The 24,595-nt window shown below is 69.6% G+C and carries 21 protein-coding genes and 1 pseudogene; 10 read left to right on the top strand and 12 right to left on the bottom strand.

Annotated elements, in window-relative coordinates; genetic code table 11:
• Nucleotides 1–119: 119 nt before the first annotated feature.
• Both urtA and F4561_RS32955 read right to left on the bottom strand, forming a co-directional pair.
• A complete protein-coding gene (gene urtA, locus F4561_RS28475; RefSeq protein WP_184584794.1) occupies nt 120–1,340 on the bottom strand; it encodes an urea ABC transporter substrate-binding protein in 1,221 nt (406 codons plus the stop codon).
• Nucleotides 1,341–1,602: 262 nt separating this feature from the next.
• Nucleotides 1,603–5,073 carry an AfsR/SARP family transcriptional regulator gene (locus F4561_RS32955; protein ID WP_184584792.1) on the bottom strand — a complete coding sequence of 1,157 codons (3,471 nt, stop codon included), beginning with the start codon at nt 5,071–5,073 and terminating at the stop codon, nt 1,603–1,605.
• A gap of 345 nt (nt 5,074–5,418) precedes the next feature.
• Between F4561_RS32955 and F4561_RS28465 the strand changes: the two genes are divergently transcribed.
• Together F4561_RS28465 and F4561_RS28460 are read left to right on the top strand one after the other, a co-directional pair.
• Nucleotides 5,419–6,303 (top strand): NAD(P)-dependent oxidoreductase, encoded by an 885-nt coding sequence (locus tag F4561_RS28465; protein ID WP_184584790.1) that lies wholly within the window; start codon nt 5,419–5,421, stop codon nt 6,301–6,303.
• An 83-nt stretch (nt 6,304–6,386) separates the two neighbouring features.
• Entirely contained in the window at nt 6,387–7,268 is an 882-nt protein-coding gene (locus F4561_RS28460; protein WP_184584788.1) for an NAD(P)-dependent oxidoreductase, read from the top strand.
• Between the two features lie 653 nt (nt 7,269–7,921).
• Here the strand turns inward: F4561_RS28460 and F4561_RS28455 are convergent.
• Nucleotides 7,922–8,740, bottom strand: a complete 819-nt coding sequence (locus F4561_RS28455; protein WP_312885745.1) for an aldo/keto reductase — start codon at nt 8,738–8,740, stop codon at nt 7,922–7,924.
• Between the two features lie 207 nt (nt 8,741–8,947).
• Between F4561_RS28455 and F4561_RS28450 the strand changes: the two genes are divergently transcribed.
• Entirely contained in the window at nt 8,948–9,670 is a 723-nt protein-coding gene (locus F4561_RS28450; RefSeq protein WP_184584787.1) for a spermidine synthase family protein, read from the top strand.
• A 45-nt stretch (nt 9,671–9,715) separates the two neighbouring features.
• Here F4561_RS28450 and F4561_RS28445 read toward each other — a convergent pair whose 3' ends face one another.
• A complete protein-coding gene (locus F4561_RS28445; protein WP_184584785.1) occupies nt 9,716–11,848 on the bottom strand; it encodes a HelD family protein in 2,133 nt (710 codons plus the stop codon).
• Between the two features lie 949 nt (nt 11,849–12,797).
• Between F4561_RS28445 and F4561_RS28440 the strand changes: the two genes are divergently transcribed.
• The 3 genes and pseudogenes from F4561_RS28440 to F4561_RS32950 form a co-directional block, all read left to right on the top strand.
• Nucleotides 12,798–14,168, top strand: coding sequence for a C2 family cysteine protease (locus F4561_RS28440; protein ID WP_184584783.1), 1,371 nt, complete (start codon nt 12,798–12,800; stop codon nt 14,166–14,168).
• 11 nt (nt 14,169–14,179) lie between these two features.
• Nucleotides 14,180–14,641, top strand: a complete 462-nt coding sequence (locus tag F4561_RS28435; RefSeq protein ID WP_184584781.1) for a hypothetical protein — start codon at nt 14,180–14,182, stop codon at nt 14,639–14,641.
• Between the two features lie 1,054 nt (nt 14,642–15,695).
• Nucleotides 15,696–15,836: pseudogene (locus F4561_RS32950) on the top strand (IS5/IS1182 family transposase); the annotation flags it as partial.
• A 22-nt stretch (nt 15,837–15,858) separates the two neighbouring features.
• Here the strand turns inward: F4561_RS32950 and F4561_RS28425 are convergent.
• Nucleotides 15,859–16,449, bottom strand: a complete 591-nt coding sequence (locus F4561_RS28425; protein ID WP_184584777.1) for a TetR/AcrR family transcriptional regulator — start codon at nt 16,447–16,449, stop codon at nt 15,859–15,861.
• A gap of 232 nt (nt 16,450–16,681) precedes the next feature.
• Here F4561_RS28425 and F4561_RS28420 point away from each other — a divergent pair, with 232 nt between their 5' ends.
• Nucleotides 16,682–17,629 carry an alpha/beta hydrolase family protein gene (locus tag F4561_RS28420; protein ID WP_184584774.1) on the top strand — a complete coding sequence of 316 codons (948 nt, stop codon included), beginning with the start codon at nt 16,682–16,684 and terminating at the stop codon, nt 17,627–17,629.
• Between the two features lie 230 nt (nt 17,630–17,859).
• Here the strand turns inward: F4561_RS28420 and F4561_RS28415 are convergent, their stop codons facing one another.
• The 3 genes from F4561_RS28415 to F4561_RS28405 are packed head-to-tail and all read right to left on the bottom strand — an operon-like array spanning nt 17,860 to nt 19,003.
• Nucleotides 17,860–18,039, bottom strand: coding sequence for a DUF397 domain-containing protein (locus tag F4561_RS28415; protein ID WP_184584772.1), 180 nt, complete (start codon nt 18,037–18,039; stop codon nt 17,860–17,862).
• 2 nt (nt 18,040–18,041) lie between these two features.
• Nucleotides 18,042–18,221, bottom strand: coding sequence for a DUF397 domain-containing protein (locus tag F4561_RS28410; protein ID WP_184584770.1), 180 nt, complete (start codon nt 18,219–18,221; stop codon nt 18,042–18,044).
• Entirely contained in the window at nt 18,221–19,003 is a 783-nt protein-coding gene (locus F4561_RS28405) for a helix-turn-helix domain-containing protein (protein WP_184584768.1), read from the bottom strand. The genes F4561_RS28410 and F4561_RS28405 overlap by 1 nt, the downstream gene beginning before the upstream one ends.
• 281 nt (nt 19,004–19,284) lie before the next feature.
• Between F4561_RS28405 and F4561_RS28400 the strand changes: the two genes are divergently transcribed.
• Complete coding sequence (locus F4561_RS28400) at nt 19,285–19,593, top strand: hypothetical protein (protein ID WP_184584766.1); 309 nt, start codon at nt 19,285–19,287, stop codon at nt 19,591–19,593.
• A 152-nt stretch (nt 19,594–19,745) separates the two neighbouring features.
• Here F4561_RS28400 and F4561_RS28395 read toward each other — a convergent pair whose 3' ends face one another.
• The 3 genes from F4561_RS28395 to F4561_RS33850 form a co-directional block, all read right to left on the bottom strand.
• Nucleotides 19,746–20,132, bottom strand: coding sequence for a VOC family protein (locus F4561_RS28395; RefSeq protein ID WP_184584764.1), 387 nt, complete (start codon nt 20,130–20,132; stop codon nt 19,746–19,748).
• Nucleotides 20,133–20,142: 10 nt separating this feature from the next.
• Nucleotides 20,143–20,823 carry a helix-turn-helix domain-containing protein gene (locus tag F4561_RS28390; protein WP_221446362.1) on the bottom strand — a complete coding sequence of 227 codons (681 nt, stop codon included), beginning with the start codon at nt 20,821–20,823 and terminating at the stop codon, nt 20,143–20,145.
• A gap of 293 nt (nt 20,824–21,116) precedes the next feature.
• Nucleotides 21,117–22,397 carry a DUF418 domain-containing protein gene (locus F4561_RS33850; RefSeq protein ID WP_312885679.1) on the bottom strand — a complete coding sequence of 427 codons (1,281 nt, stop codon included), beginning with the start codon at nt 22,395–22,397 and terminating at the stop codon, nt 21,117–21,119.
• A gap of 111 nt (nt 22,398–22,508) precedes the next feature.
• On the opposite strand from F4561_RS33850, the gene F4561_RS28380 reads away from it, so the two are divergent.
• The gene (locus F4561_RS28380) at nt 22,509–23,285 is read left to right on the top strand and encodes a TetR/AcrR family transcriptional regulator (RefSeq protein WP_184584760.1); all 777 of its coding nucleotides are present in this window, start codon (nt 22,509–22,511) and stop codon (nt 23,283–23,285) included.
• Nucleotides 23,286–23,417: 132 nt separating this feature from the next.
• On the opposite strand, the gene F4561_RS28375 is transcribed toward F4561_RS28380, so the two are convergent.
• Entirely contained in the window at nt 23,418–24,026 is a 609-nt protein-coding gene (locus tag F4561_RS28375; protein ID WP_184584758.1) for a class I SAM-dependent methyltransferase, read from the bottom strand.
• A 95-nt stretch (nt 24,027–24,121) separates the two neighbouring features.
• Between F4561_RS28375 and F4561_RS28370 the strand changes: the two genes are divergently transcribed.
• Entirely contained in the window at nt 24,122–24,580 is a 459-nt protein-coding gene (locus F4561_RS28370) for a MarR family winged helix-turn-helix transcriptional regulator (protein WP_184584756.1), read from the top strand.
• Nucleotides 24,581–24,595 lie beyond the last annotated feature (15 nt).

Raw genomic sequence — 24,595 nt, 5'->3', positions numbered from 1 at the left:
TGTGGCGGGGTGGACGCCGTTGTCCGGGGCGGCGTGGGGCTGCGCGGTGGGGTGCCCGGAGGCACAACCGCACAGGCGGGCGCGGCGGCCCGGGGGCGTTCGCCCGCGGGCCGCCGCCGCTACTCCTCGCCGGCCATGTCGTCGGCCCAGTCGTAGCCGGTGAGGTAGGGGTCGGGTTCGATGGGCTCCTCCGAGGTCCACACCTCGTCGATCAGCCCGTCCTCGTTGACCACACCGACACGCGCGGTCTTGGCCAGGTGCTGGGTTTCGCCGTCGATGGTGATGGGGCCCTCTGGGGCGTCGCGCTCGATCCCGTCCAGGGCCGCGCGGACGTCGTCGACCTCGAAGCTCTCGGCCTCCTCGACCGCCGCCGCCCACAGGTAGACGGCGTTGTAGGCGGACTGCATCGGGTCGGAGGTGACGCGGTCCTCGCCGTAGGCGTCCTGGAACGCCGCGACGAACTCCTCGTTGGCCGGGGTCTCGGTGGTCTGGTAGTAGTTCCAGGCGACCGGGTGGCCCTCGATGTTGTCCACGCCGATGCCGTCGACCTCCTCCTCCGCGACGCTGACGCTCAGCACCGGCATGTCGTCGGCGGTGACACCCGAGGAGCGGAGCTGCTGGAAGAAGCTCACGTTGGAGTCGCCGTTGAGGGTGTTGAAGACCGCGTCGGGCTCCTCGCGCTCGATCTCGCTGGTGATGGTGGAGTACTCGGTGTGGCCGAGCGGGGTGTACTCCTCCTCGATGATCTCGATGCCGTTCGCCTCGGCGTAGGCCGTGATGATCTGGTTCGCGGTACGGGGGAACACGTAGTCACTGCCGACCAGGTACAGCGACTCGTGGCCCTCCTCGGCGAGGTAGTCGAGTGCCGGGACGATCTGCTGGTTGGTGGTGGCGCCGGTGTAGACGATGTTGTCGGACGCTTCGAGCCCCTCGTACTGCACCGGGTACCACAGCAGGCCGTTGTTGCGTTCGAACACCGGGAGCATCGCCTTGCGGCTGGCGGACGTCCACCCGCCGAAGACCGTCGCGACCTGGTCCGACTGCAGCAGTTTCTGGGCTTTCTCGGCGAAGGTGGCCTCGTCGGACGCGCCGTCCTCCTCGATCGGCTCGATCTGGCGGCCCAGGACGCCGCCGTCCTCGTTGATCTCGTCGATCGCGAGCTGTACCGAGTCGCGGACGGTGACCTCGCTGATCGCCATCGTGCCCGAAAGGGAGTGCAGCATGCCCACCTTGACGGTGTCCCCGTCATCGGAGCCTCCGGCCGGTCCGCAGCCCGCCAGGACGAGCGTTGTCGCGGCCAGCAGGGAAGTCGCGGCGGAACCGTGGTGTGTGCGACCCACGCGTCCACCTCCTCGCTTGTCGTGGTCAGGGTGACATGAGGAGTCTGGATGTCATGCGTTTCGCCCTTGAGTCGGCTCTTTTAACCGCGCGTTTCGTCGCAAGTCAGGAAACAAGCGATCACAGCACGTACGGATCGGGAAGCGGTGCGCTGGCCCTGAGGACGGCCCGGGATGCCGCAAAGCGCACGCCGCGCCCCTGCTCGGGCGATACCCGCGGAACCAACCCGCCCCGAGCCGAAGCCCGGTTTCCATCAGCGCCGGCTCAGGGCCGGCTCTGAGCGCCGGCGCCGCGGTGGAACTCGGTGTCGAACGCGGCGCTGCCGAGTGCCGTCCGCGCCCGGTCAGCGATGCGGTCGACGTCGTCCCGCTCCCCGGGAGGCAGCACGGCACCCGCCGACAGGCGTGTGGCGTGGGCGGAGCCCAGGAGCCGGGCCGCGCGGCCGTGGTGGCCGGCGAGGGTCTCCGCTCCCGCCAGTCCTTCCATGGCCAGCGCGATGGCGCGCGGGTCCCCGGTGGCTCCGGCGGCGTCGAGGCCGTCCAGGTGCAGCTCCCGAGCCGCGTCGGCGTCGCCCCGCAGCTCGGCGACGAAGCCCAGCTCAGCGAGGATCAGGGCCGCGCCGTAGTCCGCTTCCACCCGCCGGTTCCACTCCAGCCAGCGCCGGAGCCGGGGCTCGGCGTCGTCCAGCCGGCCCTGGCGGCGCGCGCTGAGCGCGAGCCCGGTCTCGGCGAACTCCTCGCCGTGGGTGTACTGCTGCCGGGCGGCCTGCTCCCGCGCCCGTTCGAGCAGCTCGTCCGCCCGCTTGTAGTCGCGTTCCAGCAGGGCGATCCGGCCGCACCGGGCCAGCAGCATGGCGGCCTCGGAGGCCAGATCAAGGTCCGCGGCGAGCCGCTGGGCTTCGCTGTAGAGCTCGGCGGCACGCGCGTAGTCGCCGGTGATCTCGAAGTACGTGCCCAGCGTGCCGGTCGCGTGCAGCCGGCCCCAGGCCTCCCCGAGGGAGGTGAACAGTGCGGCGCTCCGCTCGGCGAGCCGCCGCATGGTCGGGAGGTCGCCCCGGAAGATGGCGTGGGATGCCTGGACGCTGAGCGCGGCCGCGGTCCCCCACTCGTCGCCGAGCCCGCGGAAGGTGTCCAGAGCCGCTTCGACCAGGCGTTCGCTTTCGGCGAGGTTCCCGAACAGGTACTCCACGTGGCCGAGGAACCACTGCGCCATGGCCAGGCCGGCCGCGTCTCCGGCGTGGTCGTACAGCTCCAGGACAGCGTTGTTCGGCTCGGCGCGGTACGTGCCGTCGAGCATGGCCATGCCCGCGTGCCAGGTGCGTGCCCGCGCCGTCACCGCGGCGGGAGCCGGGCCCGGAACCGCGAGCGCGCGGGCGAGCGCGCGGCGGGCCTCGCTCCACCGCCCCCGCAGGTACCAGTACCAGGACAGGGCACCGGTGATCCGCTGGGCCAGTGCCGCGTCGCCGCTGCGGACCGCACCGTCGAGCGCCGCGCGCAGGTTGGCGGACTCGGCGTCCAGGGTGGCCAGCCACTCCCGTTGGTTCGGGCCGCGCAGGTGCGGTTCGGCCTCCTCGGCGAGCGCGGCGTAGTAATGGTGGTGGCGCGACCGGACGGGCTCGGCCTCGCCAGCGTCCTCCAGGCGTTCCAGGCAGTAGGCCGCGACCGATTCGAGTAGGCCGTACCGGGTTTCGGCGCAATGGGCGGCGGTAACGAGCGACCGGTCGACCAGGCGCGCCAACAGCTCGGGCACGTCACCGGGATCGACACCGTTACCCGCGCACACCGCCTCGGCCGCGGCGAGCGTGCAGCCGTCCGCGTGCACCGCCAGTCGGCGCAGCACGGCGTGTTCCGCCTCGCTCAGCAGGCCCCAGCTCCAGTCGAGCACCGCGCGCAGTGTGCGTTGGCGCGCCGGAACACCGCGTTTGCCGGAGGACAGCAGTCGGAACCGGTCATCCAGGCGGCGCGCCAGCTCGTTGGCCCCGAACCCGCGAACCCGGCTCGCCGCCAGTTCCAGGGCGAGGGGCAGGCCGTCGAGCCTCCGGCAGATCGAGGCGACGGCCGCGGCGTTGTCCGCTGTCAGAGTGAAGTCGGGCGCGGCGTCGCGTGCGCGGGTGAGGAAGAGCTGGACGGCGCTGAACTCGCGCAGGACCTCCGGGTCGGTGGCAACGGGGGTGGGCAGGTCCAGCGGCGGCACGGGCCGGACCGCCTCCCCGGGCACGCCGAGCGGTTCCCGGCTGGTGGCCAGGACGCGCACCCCGGGTGCCGACGACACCAGGCGGCCCGCCAGCTCCGCGACGGGCTCGATCACGTGCTCGCAGTTGTCCAGGATGACGAGTGCGCGGTGGTGGGCGAGGGCGGCGACGAGGCGGTCGGGCACGCCGGCTCCGGGTTCCCCGGTCGCGGTCCCGCGTGTGGCGAAGTCCCGCAGACCGAGCACGGCGGTGATCAGGTCGGCGACGTCACCGGCCGTTGTGCCCGGCGCGATCGCGTGCTCGCCCGCCACCGCCGGCGGCCCACTCGCCGTTGGCGCGAGGCCGGCCAGTTCCACCAGCCACGCGCCGTCCGGGAAAGGCATCGCGCGGGGTTCGGAGGTGGCCGGGTCCTCTCCACGGGCTGTTCCGCTGCCGCCGACGGCGTTGGCCGCCTGGGGCGCGGCGGCCGCACCGACCACGCGAACCGTGCCGGTAGCGTCCGAAAGCCCGTCGCTGGTGCGCATGTCGTCCGTGCCGTCCGTGCCGTCCGCGTCGGTTGGGTCGGCGTCGGTGTCCCGGTCTTCAGTCGCCAGCGCGGCGGCCACGGCGAGTCGCGACTTGCCGGAGCCTCCCGGCCCGCTCAGTGTCACCAGGCGGTTGGTGCGCAGCAACGCGCGCACGTCGGCGAGCGCGGTGTCGCGTCCGACCAGTTCGGTGGGCGGGGAGGGCAGGTTGCCGCCGCGCGTCGCGCTGGGCCCCTGCGCGGCCGTTTCCGTTTCGCGTGGGGATGGCGGGCCCATCTCGGGGCGCTGCTCCAGGATGGCCTGGTGCAGGGCGACGATGTCGGGGCCGGGGTCGAGTCCCAGTTCGTCAGCGAGGCGGGAGCGCAGGTCGTGGAAGCTGTCGAGGGCCTCACTCTGCCGCCCGGCCCGGTACAGGGCGCGCATGTGCGCCGCCCGCAACCGCTCGCGCAACGGGTGCTCGGCCACCAGTTCGCCGAGGTCGCCGCTGACGGCGGCGTGCTCGCCGAGCGTCAGCCGGGTTTCGGCGTGTTCCTCCTGGACGGCCAGGCGTTCCTGCTCCAGCTTGGTGACCAGTGAGCGCGCGAATGGCTCGTCGCGGAAGTCGGCGAGTGCCGGGCCGCGCCAGAGGGCCAGCGCCCGCGCGAAGTGGTCGGCCCGCTCGGGGGAATCGGCGGTCGCGCGGGCCCGCGCGACCAGGGTGGTGAAACCGTCGGCGTCCAGCTCGACGGTGCTCGTGTCCAGCGTGTAGCCGGCCGGGCCGGACACGAGGAGTTCCCGGCCTCCCGGTTCGGCGGACTCCAGGACACGACGCAGCCGCGACACCTTGGTCTGCAGGGTGTTCACCGCGGTGGCCGGAGGGTGGGCGCCCCACAGATCCTCGACCAGCCGGCCGGACGACACCGGTTGCCCGGCGTTGACCAGGAGAGCGGCGAGCAACGCGCGCACCTTCAGGTCGGGGACGGTGACCGGGATGCCGTTCGCCTGCCACACGGCGAGGGGGCCCAGCACACCGAAACGCATGTGCCCAACGTTAGTCCAGCGATCGAGGCGGGCTGCCCGTGCGCGGCCCGCGTGGAGACGGCCGAGCATCCGGCGGGTGCGGGTCGCGATCGCCGGAGCACCTCGCGGCGCGGCCCGGAGTCAGGCGGTCGGCGCGGCCGAGCGGCCGCTGTGCGACCGCCCAGAGTGCGGACCGCGCGCCGTTCCATCGGGGCGCCCGCCTGCCGCGCACGACCACCGCCAGCCCACCGGCATCACACCGCCAGCGCAGCGCCAGTTGACCGTCAGCGGGCAAGCGCAGGCTCGACTGTGCAGGCGGCGGCCGGAGAACACCGGTCCCGATTGGCGGAAAGGACTTCATTGATCATGGGAGCGAACAGCGAATCGCCGGTGACGGTTCTCGGGCTCGGCCCGATGGGCAGCGCGCTCGCGGCGGCATTCACCGGAAACGGCCACCCCACAACGGTGTGGAACCGCACCGCCCGCAAGGCCGATCCGCTCGTGGCGAAGGGGGCGGTGCGGGCCGACACCCCGGCCGAGGCGGTGGTGGCCAGCCCGCTGGTGATCGTGTGCGTCATCGACTACGACGCCGCGCACGCGATCCTCGACCCGCTCACCGCGGAACTGCGCGGCAGGACGCTGGTCAACCTGACGGCCGACTCCCCGGACCGTGCGCGCGAAATGGCGGAGTGGGCCGCCCAGCATGGGATCGACTACCTCGACGGTTCGATCATGACGCCCACCGTCACGATCGGCCGGCCGGAGGCCGTGTTCCTGTACAGCGGCCCCGAGGAGACCTACGAGAGGCACCGGCCGACGCTGGCCAGTCTCGGCGGAACGGCGACCCGCGTGGGCGCCGAACCGGGAAGGGCCGCGGCGTTCGACGTCGCCCTGCTGGACACCTTCTGGACGGCCATGTCCGGAATCGCCCACGCGTTCGCCCTCGCTCGGGCGGAGAGCATCCCGGCCACCGAACTGGCCCCGTTCGCGCAGGGCATCGTCGACCTCGCCGGCCAGATCGCGACGGAGCTGGCCGCCGACGCGGACGCCGGGCGCTACTCGGGAGAGGACTCCACGCTCGCCTCCAACGCGGCCGGCATGGAGCACATCATCCACGCGGCGCACGCCCGCGGCATCGACGCCGGCGTGCTGGAAGCGGCGAAGGGCACCGCCGACCGGGCGATCGCCGCCGGTCACGGCGAGGACGGTTTCGCCCGCATGGTCGACGCTTTCTCGGTCGCCAACGCCTGACCGGCCGCAACCGTGCGGCGGGCGAACCACACGAACACAACGTACGAGAGCGACGCACAGTAACGAGTAGGAGCTTCCGAACCATGACCGAAGACCGACGCACACCGGTGACCATCCTGGGCCTCGGCGACATGGGCAGGGCGCTGACCGAGGCGCTCCTCGCCAACGGACACCCGACAACGGTGTGGAACCGGAGCCCCGAGAAAGCGGACCCGCTCGTGGCGAAGGGAGCGGTGCGGGCCGACACGCCGGCCGCGGCGGTGGCGGCCAGCCCGCTGGTGGTCGCGTGCCTGCTCGACCACGCCAGTGTGCACGACGTTCTCGACCCGGTGGCGGGCTCGCTGGCCGGACGCGACCTGGTGAACCTGACCACCGGGACACCCGACCAGGCCCGGGAACTGTCCGGATGGGCGACCGGGCACGGCGCCGCCGGGTTCGTCGACGGCGGCATCATGGCGACGCCGTCCATGATCGGCGGCCCGCACGCGTTCGTCCTCTACAGCGGGTCGCGCGCCGCCTTCGACCGCCACGAGGCCGACCTGGCGGTCTTCGGTGGCGCGACCCACGTGGACACCGACCCCGGCCTCGCGGCGCTGTACGACCTCTCCCTGCTCAGCGGGATGTACGGGGTGATCGGCGGGGCCCTGCACGCGATGGCGCTCGCCGGAACGGGCGGCGCCAAAGCGTCCGAGTTCACGTCGTCGCTGCTGCTTCCGTGGCTGCGCGCGATGGTCGACGGCACGCTGCCGGACCTGGCCCGGCGGATCGACGCGGGCGACTACGCCGCGCCCGAGTCCAACCTCGCCATGCAGACCTCGGGCGCCGGCTTCGTTGAGGTCAGCGAGGCCGCGGGGATCAGCGGAGCGCTGGTGGCGCCCCTGGAGGAGATGATGCGCCGCCGGGTCGCGGACGGGCACGGCGACGAGGACATCGCGAGCCTGGTCGAGCTGGTGCGGAAGCCGTGAACCACCCGGCGATCCTGAGAGACAGGTTCCTACGAACACGAGTGAAGTTTCGCGGACCTGCACCCGCATGCGTGCGGCCCGACAACGGCGGCAAGGGCGGTGAGTGGCCGGGCGTTGGTGCCCATCGGTGCGGCGAGCGCGTGGTGCGGCGTCCAACGGGCAGCGAGGACGGTGGGTGGGCCGGCCCGCGGTGGTCGCTCCTGGTGCCCGAGGTGGCGCACCCATCGAGAGCAGCAACGATGGCGGTGGCCGCGGCTGGCGTGTGGCGAATACGTGCGCGCGTGGGTGCACCCCACGCGCGCCCACTATGTCCGGATTACAGGGATTCTGTGCGTCGATCTTGAGGATTTCGTTGCTTAATCGCGCGTGAAAGGAACGAAATCCTCAAGATCAGCACCGCAAAGGCCCACAATCCGGAAATAGCGGGCATGGAAGGCCTAACGCGGCACCGAAACTGGCCGTGCGGACATATTCGGCGCCGAGACCGTCCCCACAGACACCCCGCTAGCCCCGCCACCGGCCTCGCCGCCCTCGTCGCGCGCGCCACCGCCGGGCACCCGTATCGACCGCCGCGGGCCAGGCCATCCACTGCCCTCGCCGCCCCGTTGGACGCGCGACCACCGGCCGCCAGCACCGGGGGAGCGTGCCGCGGGTCAGCTCAGGGTGTCGGGGTCGGGGCCGACCCGTTCGCCGGCGTCCATCGCGGCGAGCGTGGACATGTCCTCGCTGTCCAGCTCGAAGCCGAAGAGGTCGAGGTTGTCCCGGATCCGCGACGGGGTCGCGGACTTCGGGATCACCACGTTGCCGAGCTGGATACTCCAGCGCAGCGCCACCTTCGCGGGCGAGACACCGTGGCGGTCGGCGACCCGGGTCAGGGTCGGGTCGTCCAGCAGCCCCTTGCCCTGGCCCAGCGGGCTCCACGCCTCGGTGACGATGCCGTTGGCGGCGTGGAACTCGCGCAGCGTGGGCTGCTGCAGGCGCGGGTGCAGCTCGATCTGGTTGACGGCCGGGACGGTGTCGGTCTCGTCCATGAGCCGCTTCAGGTGGGCGGGCTGGAAGTTGGACACGCCGATGGACTTGGCCCGGCCCTCGGAGCGGATGCGTTCGAACGCGCGCCACGTTTCGACGTAGGTGTCGCGGGCCGGCGCCGGCCAGTGGATCAGGTACAGGTCGACGTACTCCAGGCCCAGCTTGGCCAGTGAGGTGTCGAAGGCGCGCAGCGCGGCGTCGTACCCCTGGTCGGTGTTCCACAGCTTCGTCGTGACGAACAGGTCCTCGCGCGGCAGTCCGGACGCGGCGATCGCCCGGCCGGTGCCCTCCTCGTTCTTGTAGAGGGTCGCGGTGTCGATGCTCCGGTAGCCGGCCTCCAGGGCGGTGGCAACGACGGCGTCGGTCTCCGCGTCAGGCACCTGGAACACCCCGAAGCCGACCTGCGGCATCGATCTCCCGTTGTTCAGGGTGACTGCAGGAATACTGCTCACGGTGAATACCTCACACGTTGGTTGGATGATCGGTCGTTCCACTCTCTCAAGCACGGCACAGCGCACGCGAACTCGCTGCCCGCATGATGTCTGTCACCAGATCTTGCGGCGTGTCGGCTGGGCCGGCTCGCTCCGGCCCGGGTACGGGCGGGCGCCGTTAGGATCGGGAATGAGCACGGCTGATGGGGGGGATTTGACGTGAGTGCTCGCTTTCAGGTGCTCGACTGGCGCCCGACACCGATGGGCACGATCAGCCTGCGCCGCCGCTGGGACCCGACCGTGGGCGAGGACGTCTACGAGGTCAAGCTCGACTCCGAGTTCCTGATGTCGAGCCTGTTCACGGTGGTCGAGGTCGAGATGGCGCGTCTCGCGCTCGCCGATGCCGCGGGGGAAGACATGGACGTCGCCGTGGGCGGGCTCGGGTTGGGCTACACCGCCCGGACGGTGCTGGAGAACCTGGACGTACGCTCGCTCGTCGTCGTCGAGGCGCTCGGCGAGGTTATCGAATGGCACCAGGACGGGCTGGTTCCGGTGGGCGAGGAGCTGGCGACGGATCCGCGGTGCAAGCTGGTGCGCGGTGACTTCTTCGGCATGGTCGGCTCCGAGGACGGCCTCGACCCGGAGGCCCCGGCCCGGACGTTCGACGCGGTCATCGTCGACATCGACCACTCCCCGCGGCACGTGCTGCACCCGAGCCACGCGGCCTTTTACGAACCAGCGGGGCTGCGGAGCATCGCGCGGCACCTCAACCCCGGCGGGGTCTTCGCGTTGTGGTCGAACGACCCCCCGGACAGCGACTTTACGAAGGTGCTGGAAGGGGAGTTCGCGCGGGCGCGCGCCGAGCAGGTGACCTTCCACAACCCCCTGCAGGAGCGTTCGGCCGCCAACACCGTCTACCTCGCCACCACCCCGGTGGCGTGACCCCGCGGAAGGCCTGGGTGGGAGCTGGTCTCCCGGCTGTACCGTTCAGCCGGCCGGTTGGTCGAGCGCCTCGGGTAGCGGTTCGGCGTGCACGACCTCCAGGGCGCTCACCGCGCGGGTGAGGGCGACGTAGAGCCGGTGCAGGCCCCGGGGTTCGGCCGCGACGATCCTGGCCGGTTCGGCGACGATGACGGAGTCGAACTCCAGCCCCTTCACGAGGCTGGCCGGCACGCACACCAGCCGGGCGGCTTCGAGCGCGTCCTCGGTCTCGCCGGCCAGGGCGGTATCCAACCCTTCGTTGGTCAACCGCTGGTGGATGGCCGGAATGTCGGCGTCGGCGGCGACAACGCCCACTGACCCGTCGCCTTTCAGTGCTCCGCGGCAGGCCAACGTGACACGGTCGAGGACCTCGGGTGCGGTGGCGCCGGTGACCACCAGCGATCCCGGCGCTTTGCGAACCCCGCTGGGGGCTCCCAGCCCGGGGGCGATCTCCGGAAGCAGCCGCGCCGCGTAGTCGATGATCTGGGCGGGCACGCGGAACCCGCGGTCGAGTACCGCGAGCCGGGCGTCGTCGGCCTGGCCCAGGTGCGCCAGCAGGGCCTGCCAGTCACCGGCCGCCGACGCGCCGGTGGCCTGCGCGATGTCCCCGAGCACGGTGAGCGATCCGCGGGTGCAGCGCCGCGCGATCACCCGGCACTGCATGGGGCTGAGGTCCTGGGCCTCGTCGACGACGATGTGCCCGATGGTGTCCGGCCGGCCGATGAGGGACGCGGCCTCGTCGATCAGCGCGAGGTCGGCGGCGGACCACTTCGCCGACTTGGGCGAGCGCGGCCGGCCGGGCAGTCGGATCGCGGTCTGCTCCTCGGGTGTCAGGATGCCGTCGGCGGCGCGGGCGAGCCGTTCGGGGTCGGTGAGCAGGCCGAGAACCAGCCGGATGGGGTCGGCCTTGGGCCACATCGCGCGTGCCGCCGCGCTGATCGACCGGTTGCGGCGCAGCTCGTTGAACGTGCGGGAGTCGCACGCCTCGCCCGCGTTCTCGATCCGCCGCATCACCAGGTGGGCGATCCGCTGCACCAGCAGGTTGGGTCCGGCGCCGTAGCTGATCCGCCGTTCGCGCAGCTCGGTGAGGGTCTCGGCCAGTTCGTCGGACGGGACGCGCCACTTGCGCGCCCCCCGCTCGACCACCAGGGTCTCCTCGGGTGGGCGCACCCGTGACCACAGGTCCCGCGCCAGGACCTCGGCCATGCGGGCGTCCCCTTTGACCCGTTCGGCGTGCTGGTCCTCGGTGCGGCGCACGGGAACCCGGTCGAGCAGTTCCTCGATGGTGGCCTGGCGGACGCCGACCTCCCCGAGCGCTGGCAGCACCTTGCGGATATAGGAGAGGAACGAGCGGTTCGGCCCGAGGATGACGACCCCGCCGTCCTGGCGGAGCTGGTCGCGCTGGGTGTAGAGCAGGTAGGCGATGCGGTGCAGGCCGACTGCGGTCTTACCGGTGCCCGGGGCGCCCTGCACGCACAGCGCGGGCCGCAGCGGAGCCCGCACCAGGTCGTCCTGTTCTGGCTGGATGGTGGAGACAATGTCGCGCATCGGGCCCGAGCGTGGCCGCTCGATCTCCGAGTCGAGGATCGCGCCTTCCGCCCCGGTGCCGGGCGTGTCTGCGGTGAGCGGTTCGTCCTCGTACGCGGTGAGTTCGGCGGAGTCGGAGAACCCGAAGCGGCGGCGCAGCCGCACCCCTTGGGGGTCGTCGGGCGTGGCCCGGTAGAACGCGGTGGAGATGCCCGCCCGCCAGTCGATGACCAGGGGAGAACCACCAGCGTCATGCACGTGGCGCCGGCCGATGTAGACCCGGTCGGATTCGGGGGTTCGGGTGTGGGATCGCGGGTCGTCGGGGTCGGCTTCGTAGATGGTGCCGGCCGGGTAGTCGACGCGTCCGAAGAACAGCGGGGCGTCGTCGAAGTCGACGAGGGCGTCGGCGCGCCGGCTGCGGTCGGCGGCGAGTGTCCGGTTGGTGAAGGTGTAGTCGGCGTCCTCGGAGGAGTCCTGCACGGTCTCGGTGGTGAGGACGTCCTCGCGCATGGTGTGCAGCGCGGCGCGGGCGGTGGCGAGGAAGGCGCGTTCGGCCTCGATCTCGGGGTCGGTGACCTGGGTGGGCGCATGGCCGGGCAACTGGTCGGGCATGGTGACGGCCTCGTGGGTTCTCGGAGCACGGCGGATATGGAGGGTGCGAGTTTTCGTGGAGGTGGTGGCGGCAGGCGCGGGTCCCGCCCCGGAGGCCGTCCGGTTCGTTGCGATCCTCAGCGCATTGCGATGCTTGGCGCACAGAAGAGATGCCGCCAGTCCAAGCGCACAACTCTACGGCGGTGCGACCACGGTCGCAAACAACGCATGAGGGTCCTGCTCACTCTCAGGCAGCGCCCTCGTGCGTCCCGTGGGCGCTCTCCTGGCCTGCGGCCAGATACGGGCATCGGCTGGTTGGCCGCAAGTGCGCGCATTATGTACATGAAGTTCGAATTCGATGCCGGTCATTGGAGTCATCGCGGCCGTCGTCATTGTCGTGGGGCATTGTCTTGGTGGTCTCCCTCATCGCCTCGGGGAAACAAGAGCACACGACCGTCCCGGAGGCACCGCCTTGGACACTCCCCGCCGCCGTACCAGGGCACTGGCTACGGCGGTGAGTCCAGCGGTGGAGGTTCCTTCGGCGAGAGCGGTGGCGGAGGTGACGGTGGCGGCGCCGGGCCCCGCGGGCGCGTTCTCGGCGGGCGAGCCCGGAACAGCTCGGCGAACGCGGTGGAAGAGACGGCAACGCCGATTTCTGCGGTACACCGTGGTCTCCCGGTGCACAGGGGTGGGATCCAGTGCCATGACCACGGGTGATTCCCGGGTCGCGGAGTGCATCGGGTGGTCAGTGGGAGGCCGGTCGGCAAAGATAAAGATTCAATGAAATGATTGTTGACAACAGTTCGCAGAGGATCGCGCCGCACCAGGTAGCAGCGTATGTCCGGGATGGGCTGCCGCGTAGCGGCTTCTTGCGGGCCGGTTTGGGCCCTTGCGGGGCCGGTTGGCCCGGGGTAGAACAGATCAGCGTTCTTCAGGCAACATCTCTCACAAAACTGAACAGGGGTGTGGTGTGCTACTGCGGATCCAGGACTCAGAGCGAGGAGCTTCGTTCACCGAGTACGCCGCTGTCATTCTCCTTGTCAGCATGGTCGCCGGTGTGGTGCTCGTGAGCGGAGCGGCTTCCGCGGTGGGCGGCCTCCTGACCAACGCTCTCTGCCGCGTTGGAGCGACCGGGGGCAGCAGCGCCGACTGCGAGGAGGTGTCCAGCACGGACACCGCCGACTCGCCCTCGACCCCCGACGGAGTCTTCACCCCGAACCCGGCCGCCGACCCGCGCGACAACGATGAGGGCGCCGACCGGCGTGGCAACGTCGACGGATCGGGCTCCCAGGCGGCCCCGTGGTCGGAGATCACCGAGCCCAGCGAGGAGGACTACGAGGCCGCCGCCGACGAGCTCGCCGAGATCCGGGAGTACTACGAGAACCCCGAGGAGCACGAGACCTCGCTGAACCCGCTCACCTGGTTCGGCAACACCGACCCGGCCAGGGCGCTGTCGCGGATGCCCCAAAACGAGCTCGACGCGCTGCTGTGGAGCCTTGAGGAGGACGAGATCGCGACCATGCTGGGTGACAGCGAGCTCCGCGAGGTCATCATGAGCGAGGCGGGCCTGGACACCCTGCGCATGATCCGGGAACTTGACCAGTCCCTTATCGAGGCCGACACCAGCGGAACCGTAGTCCGTACCCCCTCGTGGCTGACCGATGACCTCCAAGCGACGTACTACGGTGACGACGCGACCTTCGAGGAGGGCCCCCAGGAATCACTCTGGGGTGACGACGGTGAGCCCACACTGGACGACATCCAGCAGGGGAGTCTCGGTGACTGCTGGTTGCTCGCCGCAGCGGGTGCCCTGGTCCACAACGATCCCGGCGCCATCGAGGACATGATCGAGGAGAACGACAACGGGACCTTCACCGTCACCTTCTCCGACACCGGCGAAGAGATCACCGTCACCCCCGACCTGCCGTCGTACGGTGGCCCGATCTACGCCGATCCGGGAGACGACAACGTCCTGTGGCCGGCGATCCTGGAGAAGGCCCTGGCCGAACGCGAGGGAGGGTACGAGGAGCTGCACGGCGGGTTGGGCGACACTGCGCTGCAGACACTCACGGGCGACGGGAGGCACGTGGAGAACTTCACTCCAGATGACCTCGAGGACTGGAGCGATGGCGGTGCCCCGATCGTGGTCTCGACCCAAGCCGGCAGGGGCTCCCTGTACCGGCCCGAAGGTGACCTCGTCTCCTACCACGCCTACACGGTGACCAATGTCGAGGACGGCATGGTCGAGTTGCACAACCCGTGGGGCTACAACCACCCCGATCCCGTCCCCATCGAGGAGCTGCAGGAGCAGTCACCCTATGGGATCTACCTCAACAGCTAGGAGAGTGGTCGATGTACCGGCTTCGAGCAGCCACCGCCACGGGCGTCGTAGCTGTTCTGGTTGGGCTCGGCGCCGGGTGCGGCGGCGGCGAACCTCCGGAGCCCGACTCCGACAGGACGCCCGCACTGCAGACTCTTGAACCCTCAGAACAGCCCTCCGCTGATGCCTCCCCCAGTGTCGAACCGGGCGAGGAGGAGTCGTTGACGATCCGGCAGGGCGCGGTGAGGCAGGTCTTCGAGCTCAGGATCGGGGTCGCCGCGGTCTCCGAGGACGAGGCGAACCTGAGTATCGGCTACGAATCCGACCCTGACGACGAGCAGACCGAGGATGTGGGCGGCGCCGCCGAGGAGTCCTTCGACCTGGACAGCGGCTACACGGTCACCATCGACGAGATCGCGCAAGCGCAGGACGAGGCCGAGGACCTCGGTGAGGGAACCGGGGTGGTGACCGTTACGGTCACTGCACCCGAGTAGCGCACGCGATCCCGGAGCGCGCCCGGCGGACGCCCCCCGATGATTGTTGACAACACGCAGGGGCGTGGTGTGCTACTGCGGATCCAGGGTTCGGGCGTGGGATCGCGGGTCGGCTTTGGGCGTGCACTCCGCTGGGCGCAAACCGGCGCCGGGGGCCGTCCACCCCGTCCTCGGCCCCAACGGGGCGCTGCATTTCTGCTTCCGTCGGCCACGCGTGTGACGGTGCGAAAGGGGGCGGACCGGACGCTCCCGGAAAGCGGGTCAACCGTTTCTGGCCAGGGAAAATCCGGCCTCAGGGGCGATCGCTAGGGCCCGCTGCGCTTGCCGTGGACGCGTCACGGGACCCGCGACCAGTAACGGCCAGGGCCTGGTGACCAGAGGAGGCAGGCGCTACGTTCGGATGGATGTCGAACATCTCGCCCCTTGTGGGGATCGCAGCGATTCTGGCCGTCCTCATCATCGTGGGGGCGATCATCCTCGTGGTCATTCTGGTGGCCAGGTCAGGAAACAAAAGCTCGGCGCCCCGCGCGTCCCAGGGGTACCACCCCGGGCCACCGCCGCCGAATCCGGGCCCGCCTCCGCCACAGCAGCAGGTCCCGCCCCCGCCCGCTGCGCCGCGCCACGCGCCAAGGCGGCCCAGCGGCGGAGGAGGCGGCTACACCGGACATGGCGGCTATGGCGGTGGCGGCCCCGGCGGGGGCATGGGTGACGGCGGTGGCTCCGGCGGTGGTGGCGCCGGAGGCGGAGGAGGCGACGGCGGCGGAGGCGGCGCTGGCGGAGGGGGAGGCGGAGGCGGCGGGATGTGACCGCCCCATGGCCCCCGAACACGCTTCACGTGCCGCGAATTGGCACCTTCGCAACGGGCGCACGGATATACCGTGCGTCCGTTTCACATATACGTAGGTTTCGTAGGCATTGGTGAGAATAGCCCAGTGTCTGAAGCAAGCCGGGAATGACCGCGTTCTGGTGCTCGCGCACCTCCCCGGGTCCCACTGCCCGGAACCCCGTCCCCACGCTTCCTGCCGGAGGACCCGGTGGAGGGACCTTTTCCCACCAGGCGGTGCTCATCCTGCGCCACTTCCGCGACGACACCCGCCCCTGCGACCTGGCCGGCGACCACGAAATCGGCCGTTCCACCGCTTATCGCTACACCGACGAGGGCACCGACGTGCCCGCCGGGCAGGCGGTCGGCCTGCATCGGCTGCCTGTGCGGCAGGTCACTGCGGTTGGCGTAGTCCCGCGATGAGGAGCCCGACCAGTCGGCGCGCGTCGTAGCGCAGGTTGCTGCCGGAACCCGCGCAGATGCCCCCGACGCCGCGCATGAGTTCGTAGGCGTCCAGGTCGGAGCGGATCTCGCCGGAATCGGCCGCGGCGTCGAGCAGCCGGGTGCACACGGGCACGAGGCGGTCGAGGAAGTAGGTGTGCAGGGGGTCGAAGCAGGGGTCGTCGGACTGCAGCACGGTGGCGAGTCCCTGTTTGGTGACCACGAAGTCGACGAAGAGGTCGATCCATCGCCCGAGTGCGGCGTAGGGAGTCGCGCTGGACTCCAGCAGGGCCGGGCCGGCCTCGGCGAGGACCTCGACCTGGTGCCGGTAGACGGCGACGATGAGATCCGCCCGCGTCGGGAAGTGGCGGTAGATCGTGGCCGTCCCGATGCCCGCCTTGGCCGCGATGTCGCGGATCGGTGCTTCCACGCCCGAGGTGGCGAAGACCGCGGCGGCCGCTTCGAGCAGGGCCTCCTCGTTGCGCCGCGCGTCCGCCCGTTTGGACCGGGCCGCGCGTCCTGTGTCCCGATCGCTCTCGTTCACCGCGTCCGCCCTTCCGCTACCGGGTTTGCTAAACGGGACACTGTCCCGTATCTTCAATCGGGACAGCGTCCCGTTTATTCATGGTGTCAGAGCGGGGGCCCGACACCAAACCACGTATGGCCACCACGCCCGTGTTCGGTGGGAAGCCCCCGCCCGTTGGACCACCGGCTCTCTCAGCTCGCGCCGAGACCGACCGCATCAAGCGCGAGACATCCGAAAGGGAACTCCTTCCATGACCGAACCAGACACGGCCACCATTGACGTGGCCGTTAGCGCACCCACCCGAACCGTCTCGGTGAAGCCGGTAGTGCTGTCAGCACCGGACCGGGGCGAGGACCTGCGAGTGCGAGTGTCCGCACCCGCGACCGGGAACGAACTGCCGATTATCGTCTTCTCGCACGGTTTTGGCTCGTCGTTGGAGGGCTACGGCCCGTTGGCCGACTTCTGGGCTGCTCACGGCTTCGTGGTCATTCAGCCCACCCATCTGGACTCGCGGAGCGTGGGCCTTCCTGTAGACGATCCCCGCAAACCACGGTTGTGGCGCTCCCGAGTCGAGGACATGAAGCAGATCCTGGATCAGCTCGGTCTCCTGGAAGCTTCCGTGCCCGGTCTCAGCGGGCGTCTCGATCGAAGCCGCATCGCCGCGGCCGGACACTCCTTCGGCGGTCAGACAGCGGGCATCCTGCTGGGCTTGCGCGTCCTCGATCCGGAGAGTGAGAAGTCAGAGGACCTGTCCGACCCGCGAATCAAAGCGGGCGTGCTGATTGCCACGGCCGGAGCCGGCGGATCCGACCTGACACCGTTCGCGGTCGAGAACTTCCCGTGGCTGAAGAGCCCGAGCTTCGCGGACATGACCACGCCGGCACTCGTGATCGCGGGGGACCAGGACGAGCTTCCGCTGACGGTGCGGGGGCCGGACTGGATTACCGACCCCTACTTCCTGAGCCCTGGAGACAAGAGCCTGCTTACCGTGTTCGACGCGGAACACTCGCTTGGCGGAATCGCGGGCTACGAGGCCAAGGAAACAACGGACGAAAACCCCGAACGGGTGGCGATGATCCAGCAGGCCACATGGGCCTACCTGCGCCACGCACTCGACATCGAGTACTCCAGCTGGTCGGCGGCGCAGAAGGCTTTGTCGGAGAGCACCTCTCCACTGGGGCGGGTCGAGTCCAAGTGAATCCGCGGACATAACCCGGGGGCGGAGATGAAGGTCGTAGTGGTGGGTGCCGGACAGTCACCTTGTGGTGTGCGACCACGCCATCAACCACGCACGGCGCAAGGGGGAAGGAGATGGCGGAGAGGAGGTGGCGGCGGTATCTGACCGCCCCGCGGACCCCGCCGAGCACGCCGTACGTGCTGTAGGCCGGCACCTTCGCAACGGGCGCACGGTATATCCGTGCGCCCGTTTCACAGTTCGTGGTTCTTCACGTCGGTGAGGAGTGCCTGCCATTCGTGGGTGGGGATGGTGAGGTGGCCGTGGTGGGGGTTTTGGGAGTCGCGGATGTCGGTTTCGGTGGACCGTTCGCGGACCTCGACACAGTTCGGGTTGTTCCCGCCGCTGTAGCTGGACTTGCGCCAGGACCGCATGACTACAACTCCTCGCTCTGCACGCCGGTGACGAACGCGTGCCATTCGGTGGGAGGGACAGAGAGGATCCCCAGGTCGGGGTTCCGGGAGTCGCGTACCTGAACAATCCCCTCGTCAGTGCGGCACTCAACGCAGTTGGGGTTGGCTCCGCTGTAGCTGGACTTTTTCCAAGTTGCGTCCATTAAATCTCATTCCTTATCGAATCTATCAGCTTAGTTGATTCTCGTTTGCTGAGTGCCTCAGATTGGAGGTTTCCGAAAAGGGTGATGAGGCCGTTGGCTTTTGGTCCTGTCGTTACATGGACGCCGCTTAGGTGCTCCTCGTGTCCGATCAGCCTGCTGTCTTTTAGTGTCATAATGCGAAATGATGGAACTCCCGGATATGAGGATGTATCACTCGGTAGCACGGACAGCCATATTGCTCGGTCGCTGATGAGTTCTATAAGACGATCGTGTTGCTTGCGCAGCACTTCCGATGATCCCGGGGCCCTGCGCAGCACGATCTCGTCGATGACGAACGTCAACGAGGCATCCCTTATCGCGTCCAGGCGGGCGGTTCGCTGCTTGACTAGTTGCTCTACACGCTCATCGTCCCATATGCGTAGATTTCGTAGGCATTGGCGAGCATAGTCCAGTGTCTGAAGCAAGCCGGGGATGACCACGTTCTGGTACTCGCGCACCTCCACCGCCTGTCGCTCTACCTTCTCGAAGTTGCGCCAGTCCTCCGGGATAGCGCGCTCGTCGGTCAGTTCGTCCCAGAGTTGCAGGAGGGCGCCTCCTGCCGAGAGTCCTCGGTCGATGGCCTCGGCCGTGGACCGGTTGGGGGAACGCCTCCCAGTCTCGTAGGCCGCGATCGTGGACTCGCCCACGTGAACTGCTTGTGCGAGTGCCGTCTGCGACAGGCTTATCTGGTTTCGGTGGTATTTGAGCTGCTTCGCGAAGCGCCTCCAGCGTTCATCAGCCATTTCTTGCGAATCCTTACGTGGTCAGTACGTTTCTCCGCGAGGGATTTATCAAACTCACTCTCAAGCAAGATCGATAGCGCTCGCAAGGCCAATCGCGAAACTGTGGATTCCGGAAACAGAAGACCCCCGCGGCCGTTGGGCGGCCCGGGGGCGTGGTCCCTACCTGGAAAGGTCAGGTGGAACATGTCAAAGGCTATCCGGAGCCGCAGTCGCGGCGCACGCGTGCGCCCCTACCTGCGGAATCGTCGCTCAGTGCACACCTGCGTGCGGTGCGGGCGGTGATGGCCGTGCACAGCTCCGAGGCCCCGCTGCCCGAAATCCCGTCCCCGCGCTCCCTGCCGGAGGATCCGGTGGAGGACCTTCCCGCGGAAGCGCGCCCGATCGCGCGCGAGTTCGGTGACCTGTGGGCGATCTGCTACACCCCCACAGGTTCGGCCCGCTACGTGGCCCGTCCCCGCTACGGCGGGCAGACCATCCGCACCGACACCGCCCGCCTCCTCGGCCGGGTCCTCGCCGCGGCCGAGCGCCACATCGAGAGGTGCGAAGAACTCGACGAACGCGAAGACCCCGACCAGCTCGACCCCTCGTAGCGCACCCGTCCGGTACGGCGGCCGATTCCTCGGTAAACAACCGCTGGCCCCGGGGACTCGCAGGGTCCTCGGGGCCAACGGCGGTGTCCGGGCGCTACCCGGTAGCGTCCTCGCTCCTTCTGCCTACCCGCGGTGGGAGTGCCAGCCGGGATTTACCGATGATCTCCGCTGATGATCCAGAGATGTCCGTGCGGGTCTCGCACTCTGCCTTGGCGTTTGCCATATGGGCGGTTCTCTACCGGGATGACGATGCTGGCCCCGTTCTGGGCCATTCGCTCTGCCGTGGAATCGGGATCAGACGCTGTGATGGTGAGCAGCACTGGTGATCCACTGAGGGATTCCGGGGCATGCCATCCCCACTCATCGACGGCCTGGGCCAACGCGAACATCGACCCTCCCATCGTGAGTTCGGCGTGCACGACGACATCGTTGTCATCGGCTACCCGGAGCGCCAGCGCAGCGTCCAGGGCCTTGCTGTAGAAGCTGATCGCCGCGTCAGGGTCAGTCACGATCAGTTTGGGGCTCAGTTCATTGTTCATAGCACGATGATCATGCGGCTGGCCGCCGCCAGCCTTGTAAGTTTCGGCCTTCCTCGGCAACCCACGCGTCCGGTGTTGTGCGCATCATCGCTTGAAACTCATGCACGAGGTGGCTCTGATCGTGGAACCCTGTTTCCGCGGCAACCTGCGCCCAGGATTCGGCACCGTGAGCGGCTCGGTCGACAGCAGAAGCCAAGCGGGCCGCTCGGGCCGCGAACTTGGGAGTAACTCCCAGTTCACGCCGCATCACATGACGCAAGCGCCGCGGGCTCAGATGGGCCTGCCTGGCCACATCCTCGACAGAAACCTGCCCACGGGACCGTTTGATGAGGGTGAGTGCCGCAACAGAGTCGCTGGGCCAGGGAACCCGCCCCGCATTGTCGAGGGATTCCAGCAGCCGAGCGCGCATCAGCGTCTCCCGGCGACCGTGCGACTGTTCCGCTAGCTCCTCACCCAGCGAGCTGACCCACGGCAGAAGCGAATCGGCGGTCACACCCCCGGCATCGAGTTCACTGAGTGGGGCTCCTGTGAGACGTTGCATGGCGGTGGGCGACAGGTCGACGTACAGGCTTTGTTGCTGCGGATGCAGCACGAGGACGGGAGCCGGCACGCCTGGCCGCATCAGTCCGGCCAACACGGTCCGCATGTGCGTGGTCTGCCCGTCGTAGTGGACTTCGAAAGGAGCGCCCAAGCTGATTACCAGCCTCGTTGAAAGAGCTGGCAAAGACCTGTGCAAACGAGGCGCAGCCCCGGAATGCTCGCTCGAAACGACAGCGCCGATTCCCGCCGCTCTGCACGCGCTTCGCAGATCCACTTCAGCAGTATCGCACTCGCTCCTTCCCCCGGCCGGTGCTGGCCCCGGTGCCCAGCGGCAGCACCAACGGCACCATCGTTGGAGAAGGCGCCCCGCAGCCGCAGCGCACCCATGGTCGGCAACGTCATGACCCGCGACATCCAATCGCGATGGGGCGACGGCCGGTCCGCTCACCTTCCCGACGGCTGCCGGCGGGCCGCTGGTGCCGTCGTCGCCCGGCGGCGGCCGTAGGTGAGGCGCCGCAGCAGCACCTCGGCCGGCCCCTGGAGTGCGTACCGCTGCATCAGGGCCGCCCCGGCGACGGTGGCCAGCCAGACGCCCACCGCGCACCAGGCGGCGGTGAAGGTGGGGCTGTCGGCCCGCGCCCCGAGGTTGAGCGCCCAGGGGGACACCAGCGCCAGCCACGCGAACGACTGGAAGAGGTAACCGCTCAGCGACCGCTGGCCCAGCGCGACAAGCGCACCGATGACGGGGTTCGACGCGGGAGCCGAGCGCATCCGTGACAGTGCCAGGGCGAGCAGCCCGAACAGTGCCACGTAGCCGACGCCGCCGAACGATCCGGAGACCTCGTAGAGCAGCTTGATCCACCCGGCTGTGGACACGTCGACCTCCAGCACCCCGGCGCTGAACAACCCCATGGGCAGACCGCCCGCGACGGCGATGCCGAGGCCGCCCGTGGCGGTGCACCACAGCAGCCGGCGGTGGCGCGCGGGCTCCTCCAGGATGCGCCGCCGGGCGGCCCACGCCCCCAGCCAGACGACGAAGATGACCCCCGACGCGTAGAGGGTGTGCGCGGGCCACTCGCCCAGCCGGGCGACCACGGATGCGGCGTACGTGGGTGCCTCCATCGAGGCCCACCCGACGTCGAACTCGCGCGTGGGGATCGTCGCGCGCTCGCCGGTGCCGTTCGCGATGCCCCACACGGCTACGGCGGCGAGGCCCACCATGTACGCGGTCGTGGCGCCCCAGATCCACAGCACCAGGCGGTGGAAGCGGTCGCCGCGGCGCAGCAGCAGGAGCGTGAACACGATCCCCACGATTCCGTACGCGCCGAGGATGTCGCCGGAGAGGAGCAGGATTCCGTGCACCAGCCCGAAGGCGGCCAGCCACGCGTTGCGCCGCAGTAGCACGGTGCGGACCGCGCCCGGGGTGGCACCCGCCGCCTCCTGGCGGAGGGCCAGCAGGACCAGCCCGTAGCCGAACATGAACGCGAACATCGGGAGTGCGCGCGCGTGCACGAACGTGAACATGAACAGGTTGTAGCCGCGTTCGAGGCCGTGCGGTTCCGGCTCGATGCCGGGCGCGGAGACGAAGAAGACGCCAGCGCTGTTGGCCAGCGCGATCAGTAACAGCATGGCGCCGCGCGCCAGGTCGGGCGCCAGCGCCCGTTCGCTGCGTTGTACGGGGCCGCGCGTGGCGCGCGGGTTGCGGGTGGCGGCCGCGTCGGTCACGGTTCCCTCCTTCTCGCCAAGTTAGTTTATAGACTAAAGTATATGTAATAAACGAAGTCGGCAACAGTGATCCGAGCGGCACCGGCGATCACGCAGGGGTAGGTTTTGGACATGGCCGAGGAGGACGTGCCCGCTGAGCTGGGGCGGTTGTGGCGGCTGTCGACACCGGAGCGGCTCGGCCGGCCCGCGGAGCTCGACGTTGACCGGGTCGTGCGCGCGGCCGTCGACCTGGCCGACCGCGACGGACTGGCCGGCGTGACCCTGTCGAAGGTCGCCAAGGCCCTGGGGTTCACCGCGATGTCGCTCTACCGTCACGTGGGCTCGAAGGACGAGCTGGTCGTGCTGATGGAGGACCACGCCAGCGGCCCGCCCCCCGACCTCGGCAACATCGAGGGAGGATGGCGCGCCGGGCTGCGGGAGTGGGCGCTGCGGCTACGGGCGGTGCACGACCAGCGTCCCTGGCTCGCGCACGCGCCCCTTTCCGGGCCGCCGAGCGGGCCGAACGCGATCGGCTGGCTCGACGCCGGGCTGCGCACGCTCCGCGACACCGGGCTCGGCTGGGGGGAGAAGACCGGGATCTGCACCGTGCTGTCGGGATACGTGCGGCACACCAGCCTGATGGCACAGCAACTGGAGGAGGGCCGGCGCGGGACCGGACTCGACCAGGCGCAGGTCGAGCAGGGGTACGGCCGCGCCCTGGCGCGATTCGTGCAGCCCGACCGCTTCCCCGAGGCGGCGAAGCTCTTCGCCTCCGGTGTCTTCGAACCACCGGCCAACGAGCCGGCCGAGCCGGGCGACCCCGACTTCACCTTCGGTCTCGGCCTGATCCTCGACGGGGTCGCCGCCGCGATCGACGCCGCCCGGGAGCCGGCCGCGGGGTCAGCGTAGGCCGTCCTGTTAGGCGTTGGGGCGCATCGGGCCTGACGGGAGGGACAGGTTCGGCGCCGAGAGTGTCCTCACGGTCAGGCTCGATGCGGATGGCCGGGCAGGAACGGAACCCGCAAGATCGGCGCGGAGACGTTACTCCGGGTTGGTCATGACGTGCCGGACGACGTGGGGTTGCACTGGTGTGCCGGTGCGGATGAGTGTGCGCCGGTGCGGCCGGCCGGTCAGCACCCCGTGTTCGCGGGCGGCCTCGTCGACTTTGGTGAATGGGGCGTTGCGCCAGTCGTAGATGTAGAGCCGGCCGCCCGGGGCCAGGACCCGCCCCAGTTCGGGTACGACGGCGCCGGGGTTGTCCCAGTGGTGCAGGCTGTACGAGGACACGATCAGCCCGATGGAGGAGTCGGCGAACGGCAGGTCAGCCGCGTCTGCGGTGCGCGCGGTGGCCCGGGTGCCGTACGGCCGGAGGTTCTGCTCGGCCTGGGCGATCATGTCGGGCGAGAGGTCCACGCCGATCAGGTCGAGATCCGGCCGGAGGCGGGCGATGCTGGTCACCAGGTGCCCGGGGCCGGTGCCCACGTCGAGCACGGTGGCCCTGTCCGGGGCGGAGTCGGCGATGTCCTCGGCGATGCGCCGGTAGAGGCCGCGCAGGAGCCACCGGGTGGCGCGGTCGTAGACTCGGCTGCTCCGCCCGCGGAAGATGTCTTCCGGCTCGCTGTGGCGGGTGGACGTGTGGGCGTTGTGCATCACGCACCTCCAAATAGTTGTATAATGCAACTTATTGCGAGCCTATGTCTGAAAGTTGTATAGCGCAACTGTTTTGTCCGTGGGAGGGATCCGGTATGGACTGCGCGCCAGCCGAGCGGGTGCACGGCCTGATGATGGACTTCGTGCGCATCTCCGGAATCCTGCAACCGGACCAGGTGCTGTCGGCGGGGCCGGGGGAAACGGCGTCGCTGTCCCAGGCGTTCGCGATCCACGAGCTGGACGTGAACGGGCCGTTGGGCCAGGGGGACCTGGCCGCGCGGCTGTCCCTGGACAAGAGCAGCGCCAGCCGGATGGCTGCCGAGCTGGCGCGCAGGGGACTGCTGGTGCGCGAACGCGTGCCCAACGACCGGCGCAGCTACCATCTGGTCCTCACCGACGAAGGGCGCGAGCTGCACAAGCGCCTTGCCGCTGCCCTGCACGAGCGGTACGAGAGATGGGCCGCCGAGATGCGTCCCGATGAGCTAGACGCGCTGGTCACCGGGTTGTCGGCACTCGTTCGCGCAATGCGGGACGAGCCCGGGGCCGGGACGTAGCCGTGGGCGGATCCA

The sequence above is a fragment of the Lipingzhangella halophila genome (assembly GCF_014203805.1).
GTDB classification, from domain to species: domain Bacteria; phylum Actinomycetota; class Actinomycetes; order Streptosporangiales; family Streptosporangiaceae; genus Lipingzhangella; species Lipingzhangella halophila.
The sequence above is the reverse complement of the archived record's forward strand: the minus strand, read 5'-3'. Positions and strand labels throughout refer to the sequence as shown.

Coding starts and splice junctions, on each gene's coding strand:
- F4561_RS32955 (WP_184584792.1), bottom strand. CDS start 5,073: ATGCGTTTCGGTGTGCTGGGCCCCCTCGCCGTGTGGCAGGCGAACGGC.
- F4561_RS28465 (WP_184584790.1), top strand. CDS start 5,419: ATGGGAGCGAACAGCGAATCGCCGGTGACGGTTCTCGGGCTCGGCCCG.
- F4561_RS28460 (WP_184584788.1), top strand. CDS start 6,387: ATGACCGAAGACCGACGCACACCGGTGACCATCCTGGGCCTCGGCGAC.
- F4561_RS28445 (WP_184584785.1), bottom strand. CDS start 11,848: ATGCCCGACCAGTTGCCCGGCCATGCGCCCACCCAGGTCACCGACCCC.
- F4561_RS28435 (WP_184584781.1), top strand. CDS start 14,180: ATGTACCGGCTTCGAGCAGCCACCGCCACGGGCGTCGTAGCTGTTCTG.
- F4561_RS28420 (WP_184584774.1), top strand. CDS start 16,682: ATGACCGAACCAGACACGGCCACCATTGACGTGGCCGTTAGCGCACCC.
- F4561_RS28415 (WP_184584772.1), bottom strand. CDS start 18,039: ATGCGGTCCTGGCGCAAGTCCAGCTACAGCGGCGGGAACAACCCGAAC.
- F4561_RS28410 (WP_184584770.1), bottom strand. CDS start 18,221: ATGGACGCAACTTGGAAAAAGTCCAGCTACAGCGGAGCCAACCCCAAC.
- F4561_RS28405 (WP_184584768.1), bottom strand. CDS start 19,003: ATGGCTGATGAACGCTGGAGGCGCTTCGCGAAGCAGCTCAAATACCAC.
- F4561_RS28400 (WP_184584766.1), top strand. CDS start 19,285: ATGGCCGTGCACAGCTCCGAGGCCCCGCTGCCCGAAATCCCGTCCCCG.
- F4561_RS28395 (WP_184584764.1), bottom strand. CDS start 20,132: ATGAACAATGAACTGAGCCCCAAACTGATCGTGACTGACCCTGACGCG.
- F4561_RS28380 (WP_184584760.1), top strand. CDS start 22,509: ATGGCCGAGGAGGACGTGCCCGCTGAGCTGGGGCGGTTGTGGCGGCTG.
- F4561_RS28375 (WP_184584758.1), bottom strand. CDS start 24,026: ATGCACAACGCCCACACGTCCACCCGCCACAGCGAGCCGGAAGACATC.
- F4561_RS28370 (WP_184584756.1), top strand. CDS start 24,122: ATGGACTGCGCGCCAGCCGAGCGGGTGCACGGCCTGATGATGGACTTC.